Origin of the sequence: Burkholderia sp. BCC1638 (assembly GCF_902833195.1) — a bacterium.
Taxonomy (GTDB): Bacteria; Pseudomonadota; Gammaproteobacteria; order Burkholderiales; family Burkholderiaceae; genus Burkholderia; species Burkholderia diffusa.
In genome coordinates this window covers 100,573-120,863 of sequence record NZ_CADFEC010000004.1, presented here as the reverse complement: position 1 = coordinate 120,863, position 20,291 = coordinate 100,573, and the positions used below count along the sequence as shown (strand labels likewise).

20 protein-coding genes are annotated in these 20,291 nt (G+C 64.7%); 17 read left to right on the top strand and 3 right to left on the bottom strand.

Going from position 1 to position 20,291, the window contains the following annotated elements:
• Positions 1-88: 88 nt before the first annotated feature.
• From rpsA to cysM, 9 genes are all read left to right on the top strand, one after another.
• Positions 89-1,819 (top strand): 30S ribosomal protein S1, encoded by a 1,731-nt coding sequence (gene rpsA / locus HWX22_RS05900; protein ID WP_347879454.1) that lies wholly within the window; start codon positions 89-91, stop codon positions 1,817-1,819.
• A gap of 22 nt (positions 1,820-1,841) precedes the next feature.
• Positions 1,842-2,165: an integration host factor subunit beta gene (locus HWX22_RS05895; protein WP_006750752.1), complete on the top strand. Its 324-nt coding sequence runs from the start codon at positions 1,842-1,844 to the stop codon at positions 2,163-2,165.
• A gap of 210 nt (positions 2,166-2,375) precedes the next feature.
• Positions 2,376-2,669 carry a LapA family protein gene (locus tag HWX22_RS05890; RefSeq protein ID WP_059530004.1) on the top strand — a complete coding sequence of 98 codons (294 nt, stop codon included), beginning with the start codon at positions 2,376-2,378 and terminating at the stop codon, positions 2,667-2,669.
• 53 nt (positions 2,670-2,722) lie between these two features.
• Positions 2,723-3,895, top strand: coding sequence for a lipopolysaccharide assembly protein LapB (gene lapB, locus HWX22_RS05885; RefSeq protein WP_175915199.1), 1,173 nt, complete (start codon positions 2,723-2,725; stop codon positions 3,893-3,895).
• 90 nt (positions 3,896-3,985) lie between these two features.
• Entirely contained in the window at positions 3,986-5,386 is a 1,401-nt protein-coding gene (locus HWX22_RS05880; RefSeq protein ID WP_175915198.1) for a UDP-glucose/GDP-mannose dehydrogenase family protein, read from the top strand.
• Positions 5,387-5,393: 7 nt separating this feature from the next.
• Positions 5,394-6,344: a D-glycero-beta-D-manno-heptose-7-phosphate kinase gene (gene rfaE1, locus HWX22_RS05875; RefSeq protein ID WP_175915197.1), complete on the top strand. Its 951-nt coding sequence runs from the start codon at positions 5,394-5,396 to the stop codon at positions 6,342-6,344.
• Between the two features lie 64 nt (positions 6,345-6,408).
• The gene (gene rfaD, locus HWX22_RS05870; protein ID WP_175915196.1) at positions 6,409-7,401 is read left to right on the top strand and encodes an ADP-glyceromanno-heptose 6-epimerase; all 993 of its coding nucleotides are present in this window, start codon (positions 6,409-6,411) and stop codon (positions 7,399-7,401) included.
• A 73-nt stretch (positions 7,402-7,474) separates the two neighbouring features.
• Positions 7,475-7,819: a helix-hairpin-helix domain-containing protein gene (locus HWX22_RS05865; RefSeq protein ID WP_175915195.1), complete on the top strand. Its 345-nt coding sequence runs from the start codon at positions 7,475-7,477 to the stop codon at positions 7,817-7,819.
• 206 nt (positions 7,820-8,025) lie between these two features.
• Positions 8,026-8,928 carry a cysteine synthase CysM gene (cysM, locus tag HWX22_RS05860; RefSeq protein WP_175915194.1) on the top strand — a complete coding sequence of 301 codons (903 nt, stop codon included), beginning with the start codon at positions 8,026-8,028 and terminating at the stop codon, positions 8,926-8,928.
• 76 nt (positions 8,929-9,004) lie between these two features.
• Here cysM and mltB read toward each other — a convergent pair whose 3' ends face one another.
• Positions 9,005-10,354, bottom strand: coding sequence for a lytic murein transglycosylase B (mltB, locus tag HWX22_RS05855; RefSeq protein WP_082750561.1), 1,350 nt, complete (start codon positions 10,352-10,354; stop codon positions 9,005-9,007).
• Positions 10,355-10,397: 43 nt separating this feature from the next.
• Between mltB and HWX22_RS05850 the strand changes: the two genes are divergently transcribed.
• Positions 10,398-11,321: a histone deacetylase family protein gene (locus tag HWX22_RS05850; RefSeq protein WP_059699499.1), complete on the top strand. Its 924-nt coding sequence runs from the start codon at positions 10,398-10,400 to the stop codon at positions 11,319-11,321.
• Between the two features lie 21 nt (positions 11,322-11,342).
• Here the strand turns inward: HWX22_RS05850 and HWX22_RS05845 are convergent, their stop codons facing one another.
• Positions 11,343-12,266, bottom strand: coding sequence for an alpha/beta hydrolase (locus HWX22_RS05845; RefSeq protein WP_175915193.1), 924 nt, complete (start codon positions 12,264-12,266; stop codon positions 11,343-11,345).
• Positions 12,267-12,482: 216 nt separating this feature from the next.
• Between HWX22_RS05845 and HWX22_RS05840 the strand changes: the two genes are divergently transcribed.
• From HWX22_RS05840 to HWX22_RS05820, 5 genes are all read left to right on the top strand, one after another.
• Positions 12,483-13,517, top strand: coding sequence for a methionine ABC transporter ATP-binding protein (locus tag HWX22_RS05840; protein WP_059509785.1), 1,035 nt, complete (start codon positions 12,483-12,485; stop codon positions 13,515-13,517).
• Positions 13,507-14,160: a methionine ABC transporter permease gene (locus tag HWX22_RS05835; RefSeq protein WP_059529977.1), complete on the top strand. Its 654-nt coding sequence runs from the start codon at positions 13,507-13,509 to the stop codon at positions 14,158-14,160. The genes HWX22_RS05840 and HWX22_RS05835 overlap by 11 nt, the downstream gene beginning before the upstream one ends.
• 28 nt (positions 14,161-14,188) lie before the next feature.
• Positions 14,189-14,983: a MetQ/NlpA family ABC transporter substrate-binding protein gene (locus HWX22_RS05830; protein ID WP_059529974.1), complete on the top strand. Its 795-nt coding sequence runs from the start codon at positions 14,189-14,191 to the stop codon at positions 14,981-14,983.
• A 229-nt stretch (positions 14,984-15,212) separates the two neighbouring features.
• Positions 15,213-15,962: an electron transfer flavoprotein subunit beta/FixA family protein gene (locus HWX22_RS05825; RefSeq protein WP_059678648.1), complete on the top strand. Its 750-nt coding sequence runs from the start codon at positions 15,213-15,215 to the stop codon at positions 15,960-15,962.
• Positions 15,963-15,978: 16 nt separating this feature from the next.
• The gene (locus HWX22_RS05820) at positions 15,979-16,914 is read left to right on the top strand and encodes an electron transfer flavoprotein subunit alpha/FixB family protein (protein ID WP_175915192.1); all 936 of its coding nucleotides are present in this window, start codon (positions 15,979-15,981) and stop codon (positions 16,912-16,914) included.
• A 187-nt stretch (positions 16,915-17,101) separates the two neighbouring features.
• Here HWX22_RS05820 and HWX22_RS05815 read toward each other — a convergent pair whose 3' ends face one another.
• The gene (locus tag HWX22_RS05815) at positions 17,102-18,388 is read right to left on the bottom strand and encodes a D-amino acid dehydrogenase (RefSeq protein WP_175915191.1); all 1,287 of its coding nucleotides are present in this window, start codon (positions 18,386-18,388) and stop codon (positions 17,102-17,104) included.
• A 144-nt stretch (positions 18,389-18,532) separates the two neighbouring features.
• On the opposite strand from HWX22_RS05815, the gene HWX22_RS05810 reads away from it, so the two are divergent.
• Both HWX22_RS05810 and HWX22_RS05805 read left to right on the top strand, forming a co-directional pair.
• Entirely contained in the window at positions 18,533-19,021 is a 489-nt protein-coding gene (locus HWX22_RS05810; protein ID WP_006762687.1) for an Lrp/AsnC ligand binding domain-containing protein, read from the top strand.
• 91 nt (positions 19,022-19,112) lie between these two features.
• Positions 19,113-20,291, top strand: coding sequence for a PA0069 family radical SAM protein (locus HWX22_RS05805; protein ID WP_175915190.1), 1,179 nt, complete (start codon positions 19,113-19,115; stop codon positions 20,289-20,291).

Here is a 20,291-nt window from a genome sequence, read left to right as displayed (position 1 = left end):
CGCGAAGCGTGTTTCGAACCCTTAACCCCGTGTGGCTTCGATCTGGCCCTTTCAGCCTGCCATTCCGGCCGGCGTGGCACAGCGATCCATGCACAATCAGATTTTTATGTCCGACCTGCAAACCTCCACCCCGAATACCGAATCCTTTGCGGCTCTGTTCGAAGAGTCGCTGACCCGCCAAGACATGCGCGCCGGCGAAGTGATTTCCGCCGAAGTCGTGCGCGTCGACCACAACTTCGTGGTCGTCAATGCAGGCCTGAAGTCCGAGGCTTACATTCCGATCGAGGAATTCCTGAACGATCAGGGCGAGGTTGAGGTGCAGTCGGGCGATTTCGTGTCCGTCGCGATCGACGCACTCGAAAACGGCTACGGCGACACGATCCTGTCGCGCGACAAGGCGAAGCGCCTTGCATCGTGGCTGTCGCTGGAAAAGGCCCTCGACAACAACGAACTCGTCACCGGCACGATCACCGGCAAGGTGAAGGGCGGCATGACCGTGATGGTCAACGGCATCCGCGCGTTCCTGCCGGGTTCGCTGGTCGACACGCGTCCGGTCAAGGACACGACCCCGTACGAAGGCAAGACGCTCGAGTTCCGCGTGATCAAGCTCGATCGCAAGCGTAACAACGTCGTGCTGTCGCGTCGTGCAGTGATCGAAGCAACGCAAGGCGAAGAGCGCGCGAAGCTGCTCGAGACGCTGAAGGAAGGCGCGATCGTCAACGGCGTGGTCAAGAACATCACCGACTACGGCGCATTCGTTGACCTCGGCGGCATCGACGGCCTGCTGCACATCACCGACATCGCATGGCGTCGTGTGCGTCACCCGAGCGAAGTCCTGTCGGTTGGCCAGGAAGTCACCGCGAAGATCCTCAAGTTCGACCAAGAGAAGAACCGCGTCTCGCTGGGCATCAAGCAACTGGGCGACGATCCGTGGGAAGGCATCTCGCGCCGTTACCCGTCGGGCACGCGCCTGTTCGGCAAGGTCACGAACATCACCGACTACGGCGCTTTCGTCGAAGTGGAATCGGGCATCGAAGGCCTCGTCCACGTGTCGGAAATGGACTGGACCAACAAGAACGTTGCTCCGTCGAAGGTTGTCCAGCTGGGCGACGAAGTCGAAGTCATGGTCCTCGAGATCGACGAAGACCGTCGTCGTATCAGCCTCGGCATGAAGCAGTGCAAGCCGAATCCGTGGGATGACTTCAGCCGCAACTTCAAGAAGGGCGACAAGATCACGGGCGCAATCAAGTCGATCACCGACTTCGGCGTGTTCATCGGTCTGCCGGGCGGCATCGACGGCCTGGTCCACCTGTCGGACCTGTCGTGGAGCGAAGCCGGCGAAGAAGCCGTTCGCAAGTACAAGAAGGGCGACGAAGTCGAAGCGATCGTGCTCGGCATCGACGTCGAGAAGGAGCGTATTTCGCTCGGCATCAAGCAGCTCGAAGGCGACCCGTTCAGCAACTACGTTGCGATGAACGACAAGGGTTCGACCGTCGACGGCGTGGTGAAGTCGGTCGATGCGAAGGGCGCTGTCGTCACGCTGACGGGCGACGTCGAAGGCTACCTGCGTGCATCGGAAATCTCGCAGGATCGCGTTGAAGACGCTCGCAACGTGCTGAAGGAAGGCGACAAGGTCAACGCGATGGTGATCAACATCGATCGCAAGTCGCGTGGCATCAACCTGTCGATCAAGGCGAAGGATTCGGCTGAACAACAGGAAGCGATCCGCGGCCTGCAGTCGGACACCAGCGCTGCTGCGACCGGTACGACCAACCTCGGCGCGCTGCTGAAGGCGAAGCTCGACGGCCAGAACCAGTAAGCCTTACGAGGTCTGCTGAAGTATGACCAAATCCGAGTTGGTCGCGCAGCTGGCACTGCGATTTCCGCAACTTGTCCTCAAGGATGCGGATTTCGCGGTGAAAACGATGCTCGATGCGATGTCCGATGCCTTGTCGAAAGGGCATCGCATCGAAATTCGGGGTTTCGGCAGCTTCGGCCTCAACCGTCGCCCGGCACGCGTCGGACGCAACCCGAAGTCGGGGGAGAAAGTGCAGGTGCCCGAGAAGTTCGTGCCTCACTTCAAGCCCGGCAAGGAATTGCGTGAACGCGTCGACGGCCGCGCCGGCGAGCCGCTGAAAGCTGATGATCCGGACGACGAGCGTTGAGCGTCGTTCGGCTTGCCCGGAATCCGTCCGGCGAAGGCTGAAGAAAAAAGCGCCCCTTGCGGGCGCTTTTTTCATTTTCGGCGGCCGCATGACAACGTGCACCCGCAGGATGTGCGGTGACGCGGAAACGCTTCCTTTACAATACGGGTCGATTCGGCGCCGCGAAGGGGAGTCGCGCGCCACGGCAAACCTCAACAAAGAGAGGGCTACATGAAGTTTATCGTCTGGCTGATCCGGGTATTGGTGTTCGTGCTGCTGCTGGTGCTCGCGCTGGCCAATACGCAAACCGCGACGCTGAATTTCGTTGCCGGCTACGCATGGCAAGCGCCGCTGATCCTGATCGGCCTCGCGTTCTTCGTCGTGGGGCTGCTGGCCGGCCTGCTGTCCGCGCTGCCGGCGATCTTCCGCATGCGCCTCGAGAACGGGCGCCTGAAGCGCGATCTGCGTACGGCGCGCGAAACCCCGGCCGTCGTCGACCAGCCGCCGATGCCGCCCGTCATTTAACACGGACGCCGCGCGACCTTCGCGCGGTTTTCGTCTCTGCTTCGATATTTCGCATGGATCTGGATTTCTGGTGGTTGCTCGCGATTCCAGTGGCGTTCGCGCTCGGCTGGGCGGCGTCACGCTATGACCTGAAGAATCTCCTGTCGGAGAGCGCCAACCTGCCGCGATCGTATTTCCGCGGCCTGAACTTTCTGTTGAACGAACAACCGGACAAGGCGATCGACGCGTTCATCGAGGTCGCGAAGCTCGATCCCGAGACGGTCGAACTGCACTTCGCGCTCGGCAACCTGTTTCGCCGCCGCGGCGAAACGGACCGTGCGATCCGAGTGCATCAGAACCTGCTGAGCCGCACGGACCTGCCGGTGAACGAGCGCGACCACGCGCTGTACGAGCTCGGCCAGGATTTCCTGAAGGCCGGCCTGCTCGATCGTGCGGAGGAGGCCTTCCATCGGCTCGCCGATGGCGATTACGCGCTGGGCGCGCAGCGGGCGCTGCTGACGATCTACGAGATCGAGAAGGACTGGAACAAGTCGATCGATACCGCGAGACGCATCGAATCGATGAGCGACAAGCCGCTCGGCGCCGAAATCGCGCAGTTCCATTGCGAACTCGCGCAGGACGCGCTGCAACGCAAGAACGCCACGGACGCGGCCGAGCAACTGGAGCTCGCGCTTGCTGCGAACCCGCAGAACGTTCGCGCGACGATCCTGTCCGGCGATGCCGCGCAGGCGGCGGGCGATCACGCGGCCGCGATCGAGCACTGGAAGCGTGTCGAAGCGCAGAATCCGGCGTATCTGCCGCTCGTCGCCGACAAGCTGATGAAGGCTTACGTCGCGCTCGGCAAGCCGGTCGAGGGCGCCGAGTTGCTGATGGGCTACGTCGATCGTTATCCGTCGAACGACCTGCTCGATATTGCTTATCAGCACATCGCAGGGTTGCGTGGCCAGGAAGCGGCGCATACGCTCGCGCGTACGCAGATGGAGAAGTCGCCGAATCTGTCGGGCATGCTGCACCTGCTCGATGCGCAGATCGCGGCCGCCGACGAGCCGCGCCGTAAGGAACTTGAAATGATGCGTGCGCTGATCAAGCAGCGCACCAAGAATCTGCCACGCTATACGTGCCAGAATTGCGGTTTCCGGGCACGGCTCTTCTACTGGCAGTGCCCCGGATGCAGCGGCTGGGAAACCTATGCGCCGCGCCGCGTCGAACCTGCGATGCCGGGCTGATCCCGGCGTTCGCCGCGCAAGCGCTGCGGTTGTCGCCGGGCCTGGCCCGGCGGCCAAGTTAGTCATTTACCGGGACGTACCGGAACATCTATGAAAATCACCATCATCGGCACTGGCTATGTCGGTCTCGTCACGGGCTCCTGCCTCGCCGAGATCGGCCACGACGTCTTCTGTCTGGATGTCGATCCGCGCAAGATCGAGATCCTGAACAACGGCGGGATGCCGATTCACGAACCGGGCCTGCTGGACATCATCGCGCGCAACCGCGCGGCAGGGCGTCTGCGCTTCTCAACCGACATCGAGGCGAGCGTTGCGCACGGCGAGATCCAGTTCATCGCGGTCGGCACGCCGCCCGACGAGGACGGTTCGGCCGACCTGCAATATGTGCTCGAGGCCGCGCGGAACATCGGCCGTTACATGACCGGTTTCAAGGTGATCGTCGACAAGTCGACGGTGCCGGTCGGCACCGCGCAGCGCGTGCGCGCGGTGGTCGACGAGGCGCTCGGCGCGCGCGGCCTCGCGGGCAGCGTCGCGCACCGTTTCTCGGTCGTGTCGAATCCGGAATTCCTGAAGGAAGGCGCGGCAGTCGAGGACTTCATGCGCCCGGACCGAATCATCATCGGTGTCGACGACGACGAGACGGGCACGGTGGCGCGCGAGAAGATGAAGAAACTGTATGCGCCGTTCAACCGCAATCACGAGCGCACGATTTACATGGACGTGCGTTCGGCGGAGTTCGCGAAGTATGCGGCGAATGCGATGCTCGCGACGCGCATTTCGTTCATGAACGAAATGTCGAATCTTGCCGACAAGGTCGGTGCCGACATCGAAGCCGTGCGCCGCGGGATCGGTTCCGATCCGCGTATCGGCTATCACTTCCTGTACGCGGGCGTCGGTTACGGCGGCTCGTGCTTCCCGAAGGACGTGCAGGCGTTGATTCGCACCGCGAGCGAAAACGGCCAGCCGCTGCGCATCCTGGAGGCCGTCGAAGCGGCCAACTCCGCACAGAAGGACGTGCTGATCGGCAAGATCGAGCAGCGCTTCGGCGCAGACCTGAACGGTCGCGAATTCGCGGTCTGGGGCCTCGCGTTCAAGCCGAATACGGACGACATGCGCGAGGCGCCGAGCCGTCGGCTGATCGCCGCGCTGCTCGGGCGTGGCGCGACCGTGCGCGCGTACGATCCGGTCGCGATCGACGAGGCGCGCCGCGTGTTCGCACTCGACCTTGGCGAGGCTTCCGACGCGCTTGCGCGCCTTCACTTCGTCGATACCCAGGACGCGGCCGTGACCGCCGCGGATGCGCTCGTGATCGTCACCGAATGGAAGGAATTCAGGAGCCCGGATTTCACGCGCCTGAAGGCCGAACTGAAGGCGCCGGTGATCTTCGACGGACGCAATCTGTACGAGCCGGACGCGATGGCCGAACTCGGCTTCGACTACCATGCGATCGGGCGTCCGCATGTCGATCCCCAGTCCTCTCCCCGTGGATGAACGCACGATGACTACCCTTCGCGAAGTGGTGCTGGTACCGCGCGCGCAGCTTGCGCGTTCGCGCGTGCTCGTGGTCGGCGACGTGATGCTCGACCGCTACTGGTTCGGCAACGTCGAGCGCATTTCTCCGGAAGCGCCGGTTCCTGTCGTGCACGTGCAGCGCCAGGAAGAGCGGCTTGGCGGCGCGGCCAACGTCGCGCGCAACGCGGTGACGCTCGGCGGTCAGGCCGGGCTCCTGTGCGTGGTCGGCTGCGACGAGCCGGGCGAGCGCATCGTCGAATTGCTCGACAGCAGCGGCGTGACTCCCCATCTCGAACGCGACGCGTCACTGCCGACGACGATCAAGCTGCGCGTGCTCGCGCGCCAGCAGCAGTTGCTGCGCGTCGACTTCGAGGCGATGCCGACGCACGAGGTGCTGCTCGCCGGGCTCGCGCGTTTCGATGCGCTGCTGCCGCAGCACGACGTCGTGCTGATGTCGGATTACGCGAAAGGCGGTCTGACGCACGTGACGACGATGATCGAGAAGGCGCGCGCGGCCGGCAAGCCGGTGCTCGTCGACCCGAAGGGCGGCGACTGGGCGCGCTATCGCGGCGCATCGCTGATCACGCCGAACCGTGCCGAGTTGCGCGAGGTCATCGGTCAGTGGCAATCGGAAGACGACCTGCGCGCGCGTGTCGCGAAGCTGCGTGCGGAGCTCGATCTCGATGCGTTGCTGCTCACGCGTTCGGAAGAGGGGATGACGCTTTTTTCCGCAGCGGGCGAACTGCATGCACCGGCGCTCGCGCGCGAGGTGTATGACGTGTCCGGCGCGGGCGATACCGTGATCGCGACGGTCGCGACGATGCTCGGCGCCGGCGTGCCGCTCGTCGATGCCGTCGTGCTCGCGAATCGCGCAGCCGGCATCGTGGTCGGCAAGCTGGGTACGGCCACGGTAGACTACGACGAACTGTTTCACTGAGCGCATTCGGCGGCGCGCCGAGCGCGCCGCACGTATGTCTTGCAATTTTTCAGGCAGAACGACCATGACCATCATCGTCACCGGCGCAGCCGGTTTTATCGGCGCGAACATCGTCAAGGCGCTCAACGAGCGCGGCGAGTCGCGCATCATCGCGGTCGACAATCTGACGCGCGCGGACAAGTTCCGGAACCTCGTCGATTGCGAGATCGACGACTATCTCGACAAGACGGAATTCGTCGAGCGCTTCTCGCGCGGCGATTTCGGCAAGGTACGCGCGGTGTTCCATGAAGGCGCCTGTTCGGACACGATGGAAACCGACGGCCGCTACATGATGGACAACAACTTCCGCTATAGCCGCGCGGTGCTCGATGCGTGCCTCGCGCAGGGCGCGCAGTTCCTGTACGCGTCGTCGGCCGCGATCTACGGCGGCTCGACGCGATTCGTCGAGGAGCGCGAGGTCGAGGCGCCGCTGAACGTCTACGGCTATTCGAAGTTCCTGTTCGACCAGGTGATCCGCCGCGTGCTGCCGAGCGCGAAGAGCCAGATCGCCGGGTTCCGCTACTTCAACGTGTACGGTCCGCGCGAGACGCACAAGGGCCGCATGGCCTCGGTCGCGTTCCACAACTTCAACCAGTTCCGCGCGGAAGGCAAGGTCAAGCTGTTCGGCGAGTACAACGGTTATGCGCCGGGCGAGCAGACGCGCGACTTCGTGTCGGTCGAGGACGTCGCGAAGGTGAACCTGTTCTTCTTCGACCATCCGGAGAAATCGGGCATCTTCAACCTCGGCACAGGCCGGGCACAACCGTTCAACGACATCGCATCGACGGTCGTGAACACGCTGCGCGCACTCGACAACCTGCCGCCGCTGACGCTCGCGCAGCAGGTCGAGCAAGGGCTGATCGAATACGTGCCATTCCCGGATGCGCTGCGTGGCAAGTACCAGTGCTTCACGCAGGCCGACCAGACGAAACTGCGTGCTGCCGGCTACGATGCGCCGTTCCTGACGGTGCAGGAAGGTGTCGACCGCTACGTGCGTTGGCTATCCGGCCAGGTTTAAACCTGCGCGTCGCATCGCTAGACTGGGTCTCACGGTCGGCAGCCGCCGACCGATTTCATCGGAGATCCAGCACATGATCAGGAAATGGTTTGCCGCCGCCGCGATGCTCGGCGCGATCGCGTCGGCCTGGGGGGCCGTCGACGTCAACACCGCGAACGAGGATGCACTCGTCGGCATCAAGGGCATCGGTCCCGCGCGGGCGAAGGCGATTCTCGACGAGCGCGGCGCACACGGGCCATTCAGGAATGCAGACGATCTCGCATCGCGCGTGAAAGGCATGGGCGGCCAAACGGTCGAGCGCCTTCAGCGGGAAGGGTTGACGATCGGTGCGGCAGGCTCGGGTGCGGCGGCACCGGCCGCGGGCAAGCCGGCGGCGGCGAAGCCTGCTGCGGCACCTGCCCGCACCGCGCAGAAATAACGCACGCGAGACAAAGGGCTCCTTCAGTCGCCGTCATTGCGACGGCTTCCCGCGGCTTGCCGCGGGTTTTTTGCGTGCATGCTGCACACGCACACGCGTGAATCGTGTGGCGCGTCTATTCCATCGTCACAATGGGGTTGCCGGCGCGAGCCCCGGTGCTGGTTTACAATCAATCGATTGATCGGCCTCGCACTCACGGTATCTCCATGGCTTACAAAACTATCGAAGACACGATCGGCAACACGCCGCTCGTGCAACTGGTCCGCCTGCCGGACGAAGAGATTCGCGCACGCAACAACGTGGTGCTCGCGAAGCTGGAAGGCAACAATCCGGCCGGTTCCGTGAAGGATCGTCCGGCGCTGTCGATGATCAGCAAGGCCGAGGCGCGCGGTCGCATCAAGCCGGGTGATACGCTGATCGAGGCGACGAGCGGCAACACGGGCATCGCGCTCGCGATGGCAGCGGCGATCCGCGGCTACAAGATGGTGCTGATCATGCCGGAGGATCTGTCGATCGAGCGCCGCCAGAGCATGGCCGCTTACGGCGCCGAAATCATCCTGACGCCGGTAAAGGGCGGGATGGAACTGGCGCGCGACCTTGCGGAGCAGATGCAGCGCGAAGGCAAGGGCGTGATCCTCGATCAGTTCGGGAACCCCGACAATCCGATCGCGCACTACGAAGGAACGGGCCCGGAGATCTGGCGCGACACCGAAGGGCGCGTCACACACTTCGTGTCGGCGATGGGCACGACGGGCACGATCATGGGCACGTCGCGCTTTCTGAAGGAACAGAATCCGGCGATCGAGATCGTCGGCGCGCAGCCGGAAGAAGGGTCGCGCATTCCGGGCATTCGCAAGTGGCCGGAAGCCTATATGCCGACGATCTTCGATCGCAGCCGCGTTGATCGCGTCGAGAGCGTGAGCCAGGCCGCGTCCGAAACGATGGCGCGCCGGCTCGCGGCTGTCGAAGGCATCTTTGCCGGCATCTCGTCGGGCGGCGCATGCGAAGTCGCGATGCGTATCGCGCGTCAGGTCGAGAACGCGACGATCGTGTTCATCGTCTGCGATCGCGGCGACCGCTATCTGTCGACTGGCGTATTTCCTGCCTGAGCCCGAACGGCATCAGCAGCATCACGCGATAAAAAAGCGCCGCACAAGCGGCGCTTTTTCTTTGCGCGGACCGTGCTTACTGCGCCGGCGCTTCCGTGTCCGCCGCAGGCAGCGGCAATGCACCATTCGCTTCCATCTGCGCCTTCACGGCTTCGCCGAGCTGGTACACGGCGAGTGCGTAGAAGAAGCTGCGGTTGTAGCGCGTCAGCACGTAGAAGTTCTTGAGGCCGAGCATGTATTCGGTCGCACTCCCCGGCGACGGCAGATCGACCACGGTGACCGGCGTGCCGGCTTCGGTGGTGATGTTGACCGTCGGCTCGTTGAGCGTCATGCCGGCGCGCAGCAGTTGCGACAGGGCCCAGTGCGGTTCGGGCTGACCGTCTGCGGCCGCCTGGGCGATGCCGAGGCTGCCCGTGTCGGGCGTGATTCGCCAGACTACCGGGCGATCGGTTTCCCAGCCGTGCTGCTTCAGGTAGTTCGCGACGCTGCCGATCGCATCGGCAGGACTGCTGCGCAGATCGACGTGGCCGCCGCCGTCGTAATCGACCGCATACTCGCGGATGCTGCTCGGCAGGAACTGCGGGATGCCGATCGCGCCCGTGTACGAGCCCAGCACGGTCGTCGGGTCGAGCTGGTTGTCGCGGGTCCAGACGAGGAAGTCCTCGAGATTCTTGCGGAACGTTGCCTGGCGGCTGTCGCGATTCGGCGTGTCCGGGTAGTCGAACGTGAGCGTCGTCAGCGCATCGAGCACGCGGAAGTTGCCCATGTAGCGGCCGTAAATCGTTTCGACGCCGATGATGCCGACGATCACTTCGGGCGGCACGCCGAATTCCTCGGACGCGCGCTGCAGCGTCGCCTTGTTCGCCTTCCAGAATTTCACGCCCGCGTTGATGCGGATCGGTTCGATGAAGCGCGAACGATAGACGCGCCAGTTCTTCACCGAAGGCGTCGGCGCCGGCTTCACGAGCTTCACGGCGGTGGCCGAGTAGCTGATGCGTGAGAACAGCGCATGCAGGCTCGCGGAATCGAAGCCGTTGCGGCTCACCATCTCGTCGATGAACGCATCGACCTTCGCGTTGTTCGCGTAACGCTGCGGAACGATTTCCTCTTCGAAGGTCTGGCCTTGCGGCGCCGGCTGCTGCGGTTGCGCCTGCGCGACGCGCGTGCCGGGGGACTTCGCGGGCTGCGTCTGCGCGATGGCGGGCGCGGCGGCCACGGTAACGGCGACGGCAGCAGCAACGAGCGGGACGCGAACGCTGAACAGTGCGGAGAGAAGGGCGGCAGGCTTGCTGGAATTCATGTCGAAGCGGGCGGACAGGGCGATGGGGTTCGGCGCAGTATACCCGACGCATCCTGCGTGCCGGGGCGAAGCAGCGCACCGTTGTGGTAAGTTAGCGGCGAATTCGCGGCAGACGATGGACATCATTGATGGAGACCTGCGGCGCACCCTGCGTCGCGGATGACAGCTTATGGCAACCGCCTTCTATACGCACCCCGACTGCATGCTGCACGAGATGGGGGAATGGCATCCGGAATGCCCGGCCCGCCTGTCGGCGATCCAGGATCAGCTGATCGCGAGCCGCATCGACGACCTGATCGTGCACGAAACCGCGCCGTTCGCGAGCGAGGTGGCGCTGGGCCGCGTGCATACGCAGGCTCACATCGACTACATCCGCAGCATGACGCCCGTTGACGGCTACGTCGAGATCGATCCCGACACGCTGATGAACCGCGACACGTGGCGCGCCGCGCTGCGTGCGGCCGGCGCGGCGATCGCGGCGACCGACGCCGTGATCGAAGGCCGCTACGCGAATGCGTTCTGCAGCGTGCGGCCCCCCGGCCATCACGCGGAACCCGCGCGCGCGATGGGTTTCTGCTTTTTCAACAACGTCGCGATCGCCGCGCGGCATGCGCTCGACGTCCATGGCCTCGAGCGTGTCGCAATCGTCGATTTCGACGTGCACCACGGCAACGGCACCGAAGCCGCGTTCGCGAACGACGAGCGCGTGCTGATGTGCAGCTTCTTCCAGCATCCGCTGTACCCGTTCTCGGGCGTCGATCACCAGGCGCCGAACATGGTCAACCTGCCGATGCCTGCGCGCAGCAACGGGATGGCGATCCGCGAAGCGGTCGACATGTCCTGGCTGCCGCGTCTGGACGCGTTCAAGCCGCAGATGCTGTTCGTGTCGGCCGGTTTCGACGCGCATCGAGAGGACGACATCGGCAACCTCGGTCTCGTCGAGGCCGATTTCGAATGGCTGACCACGCAGATCGTCGACGTCGCGCGCCGGCACGCGCAGGGCCGCATCGTGAGCTGCCTCGAGGGCGGCTACAACTTGTCCGCGCTCGGCCGCAGCGTGGTCGCGCACCTGCGCGTGCTGGCCGGCATCTGACCGGGAGCGACCCGCGCGCGTTCAGCGTGCCGGCACGTGCGCGTGAATCCACGCGATCAGCGCATCGATCACGCGGTCGCGCTCGAGATCGTTCATCGTTTCGTGGAACCCGCCTTCGTATAGCGTCAGCGTGCGGTCTGGCGAGCCGACGCGTGCGCCGAACGCACGGCTTCCGTCCGGTTCGGTCAGCTTGTCCTCGGTGCCGTGATAGACAAGCACCGGCACGCGCAGCGCGCTGCGACCACGCTCGATGCGCGCCATCGCATCGAGGATCTCGGCGCCGGTGCGCGCCGGCACCGCGCCGTGGTGCACGAGCGGATCGGCACGATTGGCCGCGACGACGGCCGGATCGCGCGACAGCAGCGCCGCGTCGATCCTGATCGCGGGGAAGCTCGGCCACACGCGGCTGATGAAGCGGCTCATCGCGAGCATCCAGCGCGGCACGTCGCGTCCCGGCGCGAGCGCCGGGCTCGACAGCACGAGGCCCGCCAGCGCGTGGCCGCGAACCGGCGCGCGTTCGATCGCATACAGCGCCGCGACGGCGCCACCCATGCTGTGGCCCATCAGGAAGAGCGGCGTATCGTCGCGGGCGGCTTCGGCGACGAGGGCATCCGCATCGTTCAGGTAATCGTCGAAACGCTCGACCCACGCGCGCTTACCGGGCGACTGGCCGTGCCCGCGCAGATCGATCGCCAGCACGTCGATGCCGGCCGCGTTCAATCTGGCCGCGAGCGCCGCGTAGCGGCCCGCATGCTCGGCAAGGCCATGCACGAGCGCGATCGTCGCGCGCGGCGGCTCCGTGCCGTCGCCGGCCGGCCAGCGATACGACGCCAGTTCGAGCCCGTCCGCGGTACGCAGCCGGCCCATCCGCGGAGCGGGCGGCGCTGCCGTGTCCAGTGCCGCGGTGGCGGCGGGCGCGGCGGTCTGCGTGGTGGTGGCGGTCATCTGGCGGGTCCCCTGTTTAGTTGGCATCGGTGTTCCGGATCATAGTCGCGGCACTCGCACGGCGGGCCAGCAGTGCCCCTCTAATTTCGTCTGGTTATGAAAAGATCGAAATCGATTATTAAGTGGAATGAGGCGTTTGCGGTAAAATCGCCGGCTATTCCAGATGCATCGGCGGCCGACTGGCGGGCTTCGCCTGTCGGCCGCCGTTTTGTTTACATGATCGAATTACGCAATCTGTCGCAGCGTTTCCCCGGGCCGACCGGCTGGGTCGACGCATTGCACAACGTCAATCTGACGATCCCGCAGGGTGAGGTGTTCGGCATCATCGGCCGAAGCGGCGCCGGCAAGAGCACGCTCGTGCGCACCATCAACCTGCTCACGCGGCCGACCGAAGGCAACGTCGTCGTCGGCGGGCGCGATCTCACGCTGCTGCCGGCCGGCGCACTGCGCGAAGCGCGCCGCGAAATCGGCATGATCTTCCAGCACTTCAACCTGCTGTCGTCGCGCACGGTGTTCGACAACGTCGCGTTGCCGCTCGAGCTGGCTGGCGCGAGCCGTGCCGACATCGAGGCCGCCGTGCTGCCGCTGCTCGACCTCGTCGGGCTGTCCGCACAGAAGGACCGCTACCCGGCGCAGATCAGCGGCGGCCAGAAGCAGCGCGTCGGCATCGCCCGCGCGCTCGCGAGCAAGCCGAAGGTGCTGCTGTCGGACGAAGCGACGTCGGCGCTCGATCCCGAGACCACGCGCGCGATCCTCGACCTGCTGAAGCGCATCAATCGCGAACTCGGCCTGACGATCGTGCTGATCACGCACCAGATGGAAGTGATCAAGCAGGTGTGCGATCGCGTGGCGGTGCTCGACGCGGGTCGCGTGGTCGAGGAAGGCCGCGTGATCGACGTGTTCCTGCAGCCGCATCACGAAGTGACGCGCGCGCTGATCGGCGACGTGATCGCGCAGGAACTGCCGCCCGCGCTGAAGGCACGCGTGGCCGAGCGGCTGAAGACGGGCAGCGGGCATTTGCTGCGGCTCGCATTCACAGGCTCGGGTGTCGACCAGCCGATCCTGTCGGAGACGATTCGCCGGTACGAACTCGATTTCAATATCCTGCACGGCCAGATCGACGAGATCCAGGGGCAGGCGTTCGGGTCACTCGCGGTGCTCGCGGGCGGCGAACCGGGCAAGGTCGGGCAGGCACTCGCGTTCCTGCGCGAGCAAGGTGTGGTGGTAGAGGAGCTTTCGTATGTTGAGTGAGATGTTCGATATGTTCGTGCAGTCGTTCTGGGAGACGCTGATCATGGTCGGCATCTCGGGAGCGGTCGGCGCGCTCGTCGGGATGCCGCTCGGCGTGCTGCTCTACCTGACCGACCGCCAGGGCGTGCTGCAGAACCTCGGCGTGAATCGCGTGCTCGGCGGCATCGTGAACGCGGTGCGCTCGACGCCATTCATCATTCTGTTGGTTGCGGTCATTCCATTTACGCGGCTCGTCACGGGGTCGTCGATCGGCACGGCTGCGGCGGTCGTGCCGCTGACGCTCGCGGCCGCGCCGTTCGTCGCGCGACTGGTCGAGACGGCGCTGCGCGAAGTCGACCGCGGGCTGATCGAGGCCGCGCAGTCGATGGGCGCGACGACGTCGCAAATCGTGTTCAAGGTGCTGCTGCCCGAATCGCTGCCCGGCATCGTCGCTGGCCTGACGATCACGTTCGTGTCGCTCGTCGGCTACTCGGCGATGGCCGGTGCGATCGGCGGCGGCGGGCTCGGCGATCTCGGCATCCGTTACGGCTACCAGCGCTATCTGCCGGAAGTCATGTGGACGGTCGTTGCGATCCTGATCGTGTTCGTGCAGATCGTGCAATCGTTCGGCGACTGGCTCGTGCGGCGGCTGAGCCACAAGTAATAACGACATTCATGGGTAGGGGGAGACGATGCAACGACGTTTCATGCTGAAGTTCGCGGCCGCACTCGGCGCGGCCGCGCTGTTCGCGAGTGCGCACGCGCAGACCGAAACCATCAAGGTGGGCGTGACGGGCGGTCCGCACGCGCAGATCATGGACGTGGTGAAGAAGGTCGCGGCCAAGAGCGGCCTCGACATCCGCATCGTCGAATTCTCGGATTACGTGCAGCCGAACGCGGCGCTCGCGTCGGGCGATCTCGACGCGAACAGCTACCAGCACGATCCTTATCTGCAGGCGCAGGTGAAGGATCGCGGCTACAAGCTGATCAAGGTCGCGGATACCGTCACGTTCCCGATGGGCATTTATTCGAAGCGGGTGAAGTCGCTGGCCGAGTTGAAGCCGGGCGCGCGCATCGCGGTGCCGAACGATCCGACCAATGGCGGCCGCGCGCTGCTGTTGCTGCAGAAGCAGGGCCTGCTGAAGCTGCGTGCGGACGCCGGGTTGAAGGCGACGCCGCTCGACATCGTCGACAATCCGCGCAAGCTGAAGATCGTCGAACTCGATGCGGCACAGATTCCGCGCTCGCTCGGCGACGTCGACGCTGCGGCGATCAACACCAACTATGCGATGGAAGCGGGGTTGAAGCCGAAACAGGACGCGATCGCGATCGAGGGTCCGAACGGTCCTTATGCGAACATCCTCGCGATTCGCGAGGCCGACCGGAGCAAGCCGTGGGTCGCGAAGCTGGTCGCGGCCTACCATTCCGCGGAAGTGAAGCAGTTCATCGAACAGAAGTTCGGCGGCGCGGTCATCGCCGCCTGGTGATACGTGGTGCTGGGCGCGCCCGGTGACGATTAGAGTCGATGATCGAAAACCCGGGCTTTGCGTCCGGGTTTTTTCTCTTTTAAAATAGAACGACCGTTCGCTATTGCCGGCGCACCGAAGAGGAGCGCTATCCTCGATAGCCGCGATGGATTGGTCCGCTTGGCCGCGCAGTCATGAGGCCTCGCTATAGAATGGCCTCTGGTCGTATTCGTAACTTTGGAGCGTGTGCATGAAAATCCTGGTGCCAGTGAAAAGAGTGGTCGATTACAACGTGAAGGTCCGCGTGAAGTCGGACAACACCGGCGTCGACATCGCGAACGTGAAGATGTCGATGAACCCGTTCGACGAGATCGCGGTGGAAGAAGCGGTGCGCCTGAAGGAAGCGGGTGTGGCGACCGAAGTGATCGCGGTGTCGGTCGGTGTGACGCAAGCGCAGGAAACGCTGCGCACGGCGCTGGCGATCGGTGCGGATCGTGCGATCCTCGTCGAGTCGAACGACAGCGTCGAGCCGCTGGCCGTCGCGAAGATCCTGAAGGCGCTGGTCGACAAGGAACAGCCGCAACTCGTCATTCTCGGCAAGCAGGCGATCGACGACGATTCGAACCAGACGGGCCAGATGCTGGCCGCCCTGGCTGGCCTGCCGCAAGCGACGTTCGCGTCGAAGGTCACGATCGCCGATGGCCGTGCCACGGTCGCCCGTGAAGTCGACGGCGGCGCGGAAACGCTGTCGCTGCAACTGCCGGCAGTCGTGACCACGGACCTGCGCCTGAACGAGCCGCGCTACGTGACGCTGCCGAACATCATGAAGGCGAAGAAGAAGCCGCTGGAAACGGTGAAGCCGGAAGACCTCGGCGTGGATGTCACGCCGCGTCTGAAGACGCTGAAGGTGGCCGAGCCGCCGAAGCGCGCGGCCGGCGTGAAGGTGCCGGACGTGAAGACGCTGGTCGAGAAGCTGAAGACCGAAGCCAAGGTGCTGTAAGAGGGAGCGGAAAGAAATGACGATTCTGGTGATTGCAGAACACGACAACGCGTCGATCAAGGCCGCGACGCTGAACACGGTGGCGGCGGCAGCGAAGATTGGCGGTGACATTCACGTGCTGGTCGCGGGGCACAACGCGCAGGGCGCTGCCGATGCGGCAGCAAAGATCGCAGGCGTGTCGAAGGTGCTGCTGGCCGATGCGCCGCAGCTCGAAGCGGGCCTGGCGGAAAACGTCGAGGCGACCGCGCTGAACATCGCGAAGGACTATTCGCACATCCTCGCGCCGGCAACCGCCTACGGCAAGAACATCGCACCGCGCATCGCCGCGAAGCTGGACGTCGCGCAGATTTCCGACATCACGGCGGTCGATTCGGCCGACACGTTCGAGCGTCCGATCTACGCGGGCAACGCGATCGCGACGGTGCAGTCGAGCGATCCGATCAAGGTGATCACGGTGCGTACGACCGGTTTCGATCCGGTTGCGGCCGAAGGCGGCAGCGCGGCTGTCGAGAAGATCGAAGCGGCGGCCGATGCGGGCAAATCGCAGTTCGTGAGCCGTGAAGTGACGAAGCTGGATCGTCCGGAGCTGACGTCGGCGAGCATCATCGTGTCGGGCGGCCGTGGCCTGGGCAGCGGCGAAAACTACACGAAGGTGCTGGAGCCGCTGGCCGACAAGCTGTCGGCAGCACTGGGCGCGTCGCGCGCGGCAGTCGACGCCGGCTACGTGCCGAACGACTACCAGGTCGGCCAGACCGGCAAGATCGTCGCGCCGCAGCTGTACATCGCGGTCGGCATCTCGGGTGCGATCCAGCATCTGGCCGGCATGAAGGATTCGAAAGTGATCGTCGCGATCAACAAGGATCCCGAAGCGCCGATCTTCAGCGTGGCCGACTACGGCCTCGTCGGCGATCTGTTCGCGCTCGTGCCGGAACTCGTGAACGAACTGGGCTGACACGGTGTGACTTGACGCTTCGGCGGCAAGTACGCAAGACGAGGGGCGCGATGAGCGCCCCTTTTTTTGTGCGATGACGGAAGCGCTGTTTCGAGCCCGCAACGCATTCGCTGTAACGAAAAAGGCGCCCCGTGGGCGCCTTTTTCGTTGATGCGGACCGGCCTGCGTCGCGGCTGACCGTTCCGCCTTATGCGTATGCCGGGCGCGTTTGGCCGGCCACGTCCTTCAGGTAGCGATGCACCGACAGGTCGTCGGCCTGAATTGCCGGCTTCTTGCCCGAAATCAGGTCGGCGAGCAGTTGGCCCGACCCGCACGACATCGTCCAGCCGAGCGTGCCGTGGCCGGTGTTCAGGAACAGGTTCGAGACCGGCGTGCGGCCGACGATCGGCGTGCCGTCCGGCGTCATCGGGCGCAGGCCGGTCCAGAACGTTGCCTTCGACGTGTCGCCGCCGCCCGGGAACAGGTCGTTCACGCACATTTCGAGCGTCTCGCGACGCGCGGCACGCAGGTTCTTGTCGAAGCCGACGATCTCCGCCATGCCGCCCACGCGGATGCGCTGGTCGAAACGCGTGATCGCGATCTTGTAGGTTTCGTCCAGCACCGTCGACACGGGCGCAGCCGTCTCGTCGACGATCGGCGCGGTGATCGAATAGCCCTTCAGCGGATAGACGGGGATCTTCATCAGGTTCGAGATGAAGCTGGTGGAGTATGACCCGAGCGCGACGACGTATGCATCCGCGCGCACCGTCTCGCTGCCGCACTGCACGCCGGCGATCTTGCCGCCCCCGATCGCCAGCGCGTCGATTGGCGTGTTGTAGCGGAACTTCACGCCGAGCGATTCCGCGAGCGCCGCGAGGCGCGTCGTGAACAACTGGCAGTCGCCCGTTTCGTCGCCCGGCAGGCGCAGGCCGCCCGTCAGCTTGTGCGACACGGCGGCGAGCGCCGGTTCGGCATTCCTGAGCTCGGCCGGCGACAGCAGTTCGAACGGCACGTTCGCTTCCTGCAGCACCGCGATGTCCTTCGCCGCGCCGTCGAGTTGCTGCTGCGTGCGGAACAGTTGCAGCGTGCCGCCCGTGCGGCCTTCGTACTGGATGCCCGTGTCGGCGCGCAGCGCCTGCAGGCAATCGCGGCTGTATTCGGCGAGGCGGACCATGCGGCCCTTGTTGACTGCATAGCGCTCGGCCGTGCAGTTGCGCAGCATCTGCCACATCCACTGGAGCTGGAAGCGCGTGCCGTCGAGGCGGATCGCGAGCGGCGCGTGCTTCTCGAACATCCACTTGACGGCCTTCAGCGGCACGCCGGGCGCGGCCCACGGCGCGGCATAGCCGGGCGAGATCTGACCTGCGTTCGCGAAGCTCGTCTCGAGCGCCGGGCCGGCTTCCCGGTCGATCACCGTGACTTCATGACCGGCGCGCGCGAGGTAATACGCGCTTGCCACGCCCACCACACCGCTGCCCAGAATGACGACTCGCATAGCTGCTCCAGATGGAAGGATCAGGGCGAGGCCGGGCGCACGTGCGTCTCCGTGTAACCTCTAGCTGATCTAGTTTTTTGCGCTATGGTATTGTCGAATGTGTAGGTTTTGTTATCGTATTTTTCAGGTTTTCAGCATAAACAAATGAGAACGCAACGCCAGCCAGTACGCTCGCTCGACAAGCTCGACCGGCGCATCCTCAAACTGCTCCAGGACGACGGCCGGATGGCGATGAAGGACCTCGCAGAGCAGGTCGGGCTGACCGTCACGCCGTGTATCGAACGCGTGCGGCGCATGGAGCGCGACGGTGTCATCACCGGCTATCACGCACGCGTTGATCCGGGGCAGCTCGGCGCCGCGTTGCTGGTGTTCGTCGAGATCACGCTCGGCCACAAGGGCGGCAACATGTTCGAGCAGTTCCGGCGCGAAGTGATGAAGATCGACGAGGTGCTCGAGTGCCATCTCGTGTCCGGCGACTTCGATTACCTGATCAAGGCGCGCATCGGTGAAATGGCCGACTATCGCAAGCTGCTGGGCGATATCCTGCTGCAGCTGCCCGGCGCGGTGCAGTCGAAGAGCTATGTCGTGATGGAAGAAATCAAGGAGACGCTGACGATCTCGGTCGGCGAATGACCGTGGTTGCCGCCAGCAGTCCGTCCCTCTATCCCGCCCTTGGCATGCTGCACCCAATACTGTATAAATATACAGTATTGGGTGCAGGCGAATGGGTGAGCGCATGGACGGTCGGTCCGACAACGAATTTCCGATAGCGCCGCCGGCGCCCCGCAAGGGGCGCGGTGCGGTCGACAACCTCCAGGGGCGATACGAAACGGCGCTGCGCGAAGCGGTCGACGACGGCTGGACACACGAATCGGACGACGCCGATCTGCCCGCGCCGCTGCGCACGCAGGTGTTCGAGGAGCACGCTAAGAGCATCCTGACGCACAACCAGTCACCGGACATACCGTTCAGCGTGTCGCTCAATCCGTATCGCGGCTGCGAGCATGGCTGCATCTACTGCTTTGCACGGCCGACCCATAGTTACCTCGGTTTGTCGCCGGGGCTCGATTTCGAGAGTCGCATCTATGCGAAGGTCAACGCTGCCGAATTGCTCGAGCGCGAGATTTCGCGCAAGCGCTACGTGCCGGAGCCGATCGCGCTCGGCGTCAACACCGATGCATACCAGCCGGTCGAACGCGATCTGCGCATCACGCGCAGCGTGATCCAGGTGATGCACGATCACGGGCTGCCGTTCGCCGCGATCACGAAATCGTCCCTGATCGAGCGCGATCTGGATCTGCTGGCCCCGATGGCCGAGCGCGGGCAGGTGATGGCCGCGGTCACGATCACGACCCTCGATGCCGATCTCGCGCGCACGCTCGAGCCGCGTGCGGCGACGCCGGCGCGCCGGCTGCGCACGATCCGCGCGCTGCGCGATGCGGGCGTGCCGGTAGGCGTCAGCATTGCACCGATGATCCCGTTCGTCACCGAGCCGGACATGGAGCGTGTGCTGGAAGCTTGTGCGGAAGCCGGCGCGACACACGCGAGTTACATCATCCTGCGGTTGCCGTGGGAGGTCGCGCCGCTGTTCAAGAACTGGCTCTCCGCGCATTTCCCCGATCGCGCGGAGCGCGTGATGAACCGCGTGCGCGACATGCGCGGCGGGAAGGACTACGACTCGGATTTCGCGAAGCGGATGAAGGGCGAGGGAATCTGGGCCGACCTGTTGCGGCAGCGGTTCCGTCAGGCCGTGAAGCGGCTAGGGTTGAACGAGCGTGCGAACGGCATTCTGGATCTGTCGCAGTTTCGCGGTGCGCCGGCGACCGGGGCGGCAGCGCAGCGCACGGTGGCGGGCGCGACCGGCACGAAGTCGCGTGACGACGTGCAACTGAGCCTGTTCTGA

What these genes read in the sequence shown, in the direction of transcription:
- mltB (WP_082750561.1), bottom strand. Translation starts at nt 10,354, where the DNA reads ATGATGTCCATCGTCTGCCGCGAATTCGCCGCTAACTTACCACAACGG.
- HWX22_RS05825 (WP_059678648.1), top strand. Translation starts at nt 15,213, where the DNA reads ATGAAAATCCTGGTGCCAGTGAAAAGAGTGGTCGATTACAACGTGAAG.
- rpsA (WP_347879454.1), top strand. Translation starts at nt 89, where the DNA reads ATGCACAATCAGATTTTTATGTCCGACCTGCAAACCTCCACCCCGAAT.
- cysM (WP_175915194.1), top strand. Translation starts at nt 8,026, where the DNA reads ATGGCTTACAAAACTATCGAAGACACGATCGGCAACACGCCGCTCGTG.
- HWX22_RS05890 (WP_059530004.1), top strand. Translation starts at nt 2,376, where the DNA reads ATGAAGTTTATCGTCTGGCTGATCCGGGTATTGGTGTTCGTGCTGCTG.
- HWX22_RS05820 (WP_175915192.1), top strand. Translation starts at nt 15,979, where the DNA reads ATGACGATTCTGGTGATTGCAGAACACGACAACGCGTCGATCAAGGCC.
- HWX22_RS05845 (WP_175915193.1), bottom strand. Translation starts at nt 12,266, where the DNA reads ATGACCGCCACCACCACGCAGACCGCCGCGCCCGCCGCCACCGCGGCA.
- HWX22_RS05840 (WP_059509785.1), top strand. Translation starts at nt 12,483, where the DNA reads ATGATCGAATTACGCAATCTGTCGCAGCGTTTCCCCGGGCCGACCGGC.
- HWX22_RS05880 (WP_175915198.1), top strand. Translation starts at nt 3,986, where the DNA reads ATGAAAATCACCATCATCGGCACTGGCTATGTCGGTCTCGTCACGGGC.
- HWX22_RS05835 (WP_059529977.1), top strand. Translation starts at nt 13,507, where the DNA reads ATGTTGAGTGAGATGTTCGATATGTTCGTGCAGTCGTTCTGGGAGACG.
- HWX22_RS05895 (WP_006750752.1), top strand. Translation starts at nt 1,842, where the DNA reads ATGACCAAATCCGAGTTGGTCGCGCAGCTGGCACTGCGATTTCCGCAA.
- HWX22_RS05805 (WP_175915190.1), top strand. Translation starts at nt 19,113, where the DNA reads ATGGGTGAGCGCATGGACGGTCGGTCCGACAACGAATTTCCGATAGCG.
- HWX22_RS05850 (WP_059699499.1), top strand. Translation starts at nt 10,398, where the DNA reads ATGGCAACCGCCTTCTATACGCACCCCGACTGCATGCTGCACGAGATG.
- HWX22_RS05815 (WP_175915191.1), bottom strand. Translation starts at nt 18,388, where the DNA reads ATGCGAGTCGTCATTCTGGGCAGCGGTGTGGTGGGCGTGGCAAGCGCG.
- HWX22_RS05830 (WP_059529974.1), top strand. Translation starts at nt 14,189, where the DNA reads ATGCAACGACGTTTCATGCTGAAGTTCGCGGCCGCACTCGGCGCGGCC.
- HWX22_RS05865 (WP_175915195.1), top strand. Translation starts at nt 7,475, where the DNA reads ATGATCAGGAAATGGTTTGCCGCCGCCGCGATGCTCGGCGCGATCGCG.
- lapB (WP_175915199.1), top strand. Translation starts at nt 2,723, where the DNA reads ATGGATCTGGATTTCTGGTGGTTGCTCGCGATTCCAGTGGCGTTCGCG.
- rfaE1 (WP_175915197.1), top strand. Translation starts at nt 5,394, where the DNA reads ATGACTACCCTTCGCGAAGTGGTGCTGGTACCGCGCGCGCAGCTTGCG.
- rfaD (WP_175915196.1), top strand. Translation starts at nt 6,409, where the DNA reads ATGACCATCATCGTCACCGGCGCAGCCGGTTTTATCGGCGCGAACATC.
- HWX22_RS05810 (WP_006762687.1), top strand. Translation starts at nt 18,533, where the DNA reads ATGAGAACGCAACGCCAGCCAGTACGCTCGCTCGACAAGCTCGACCGG.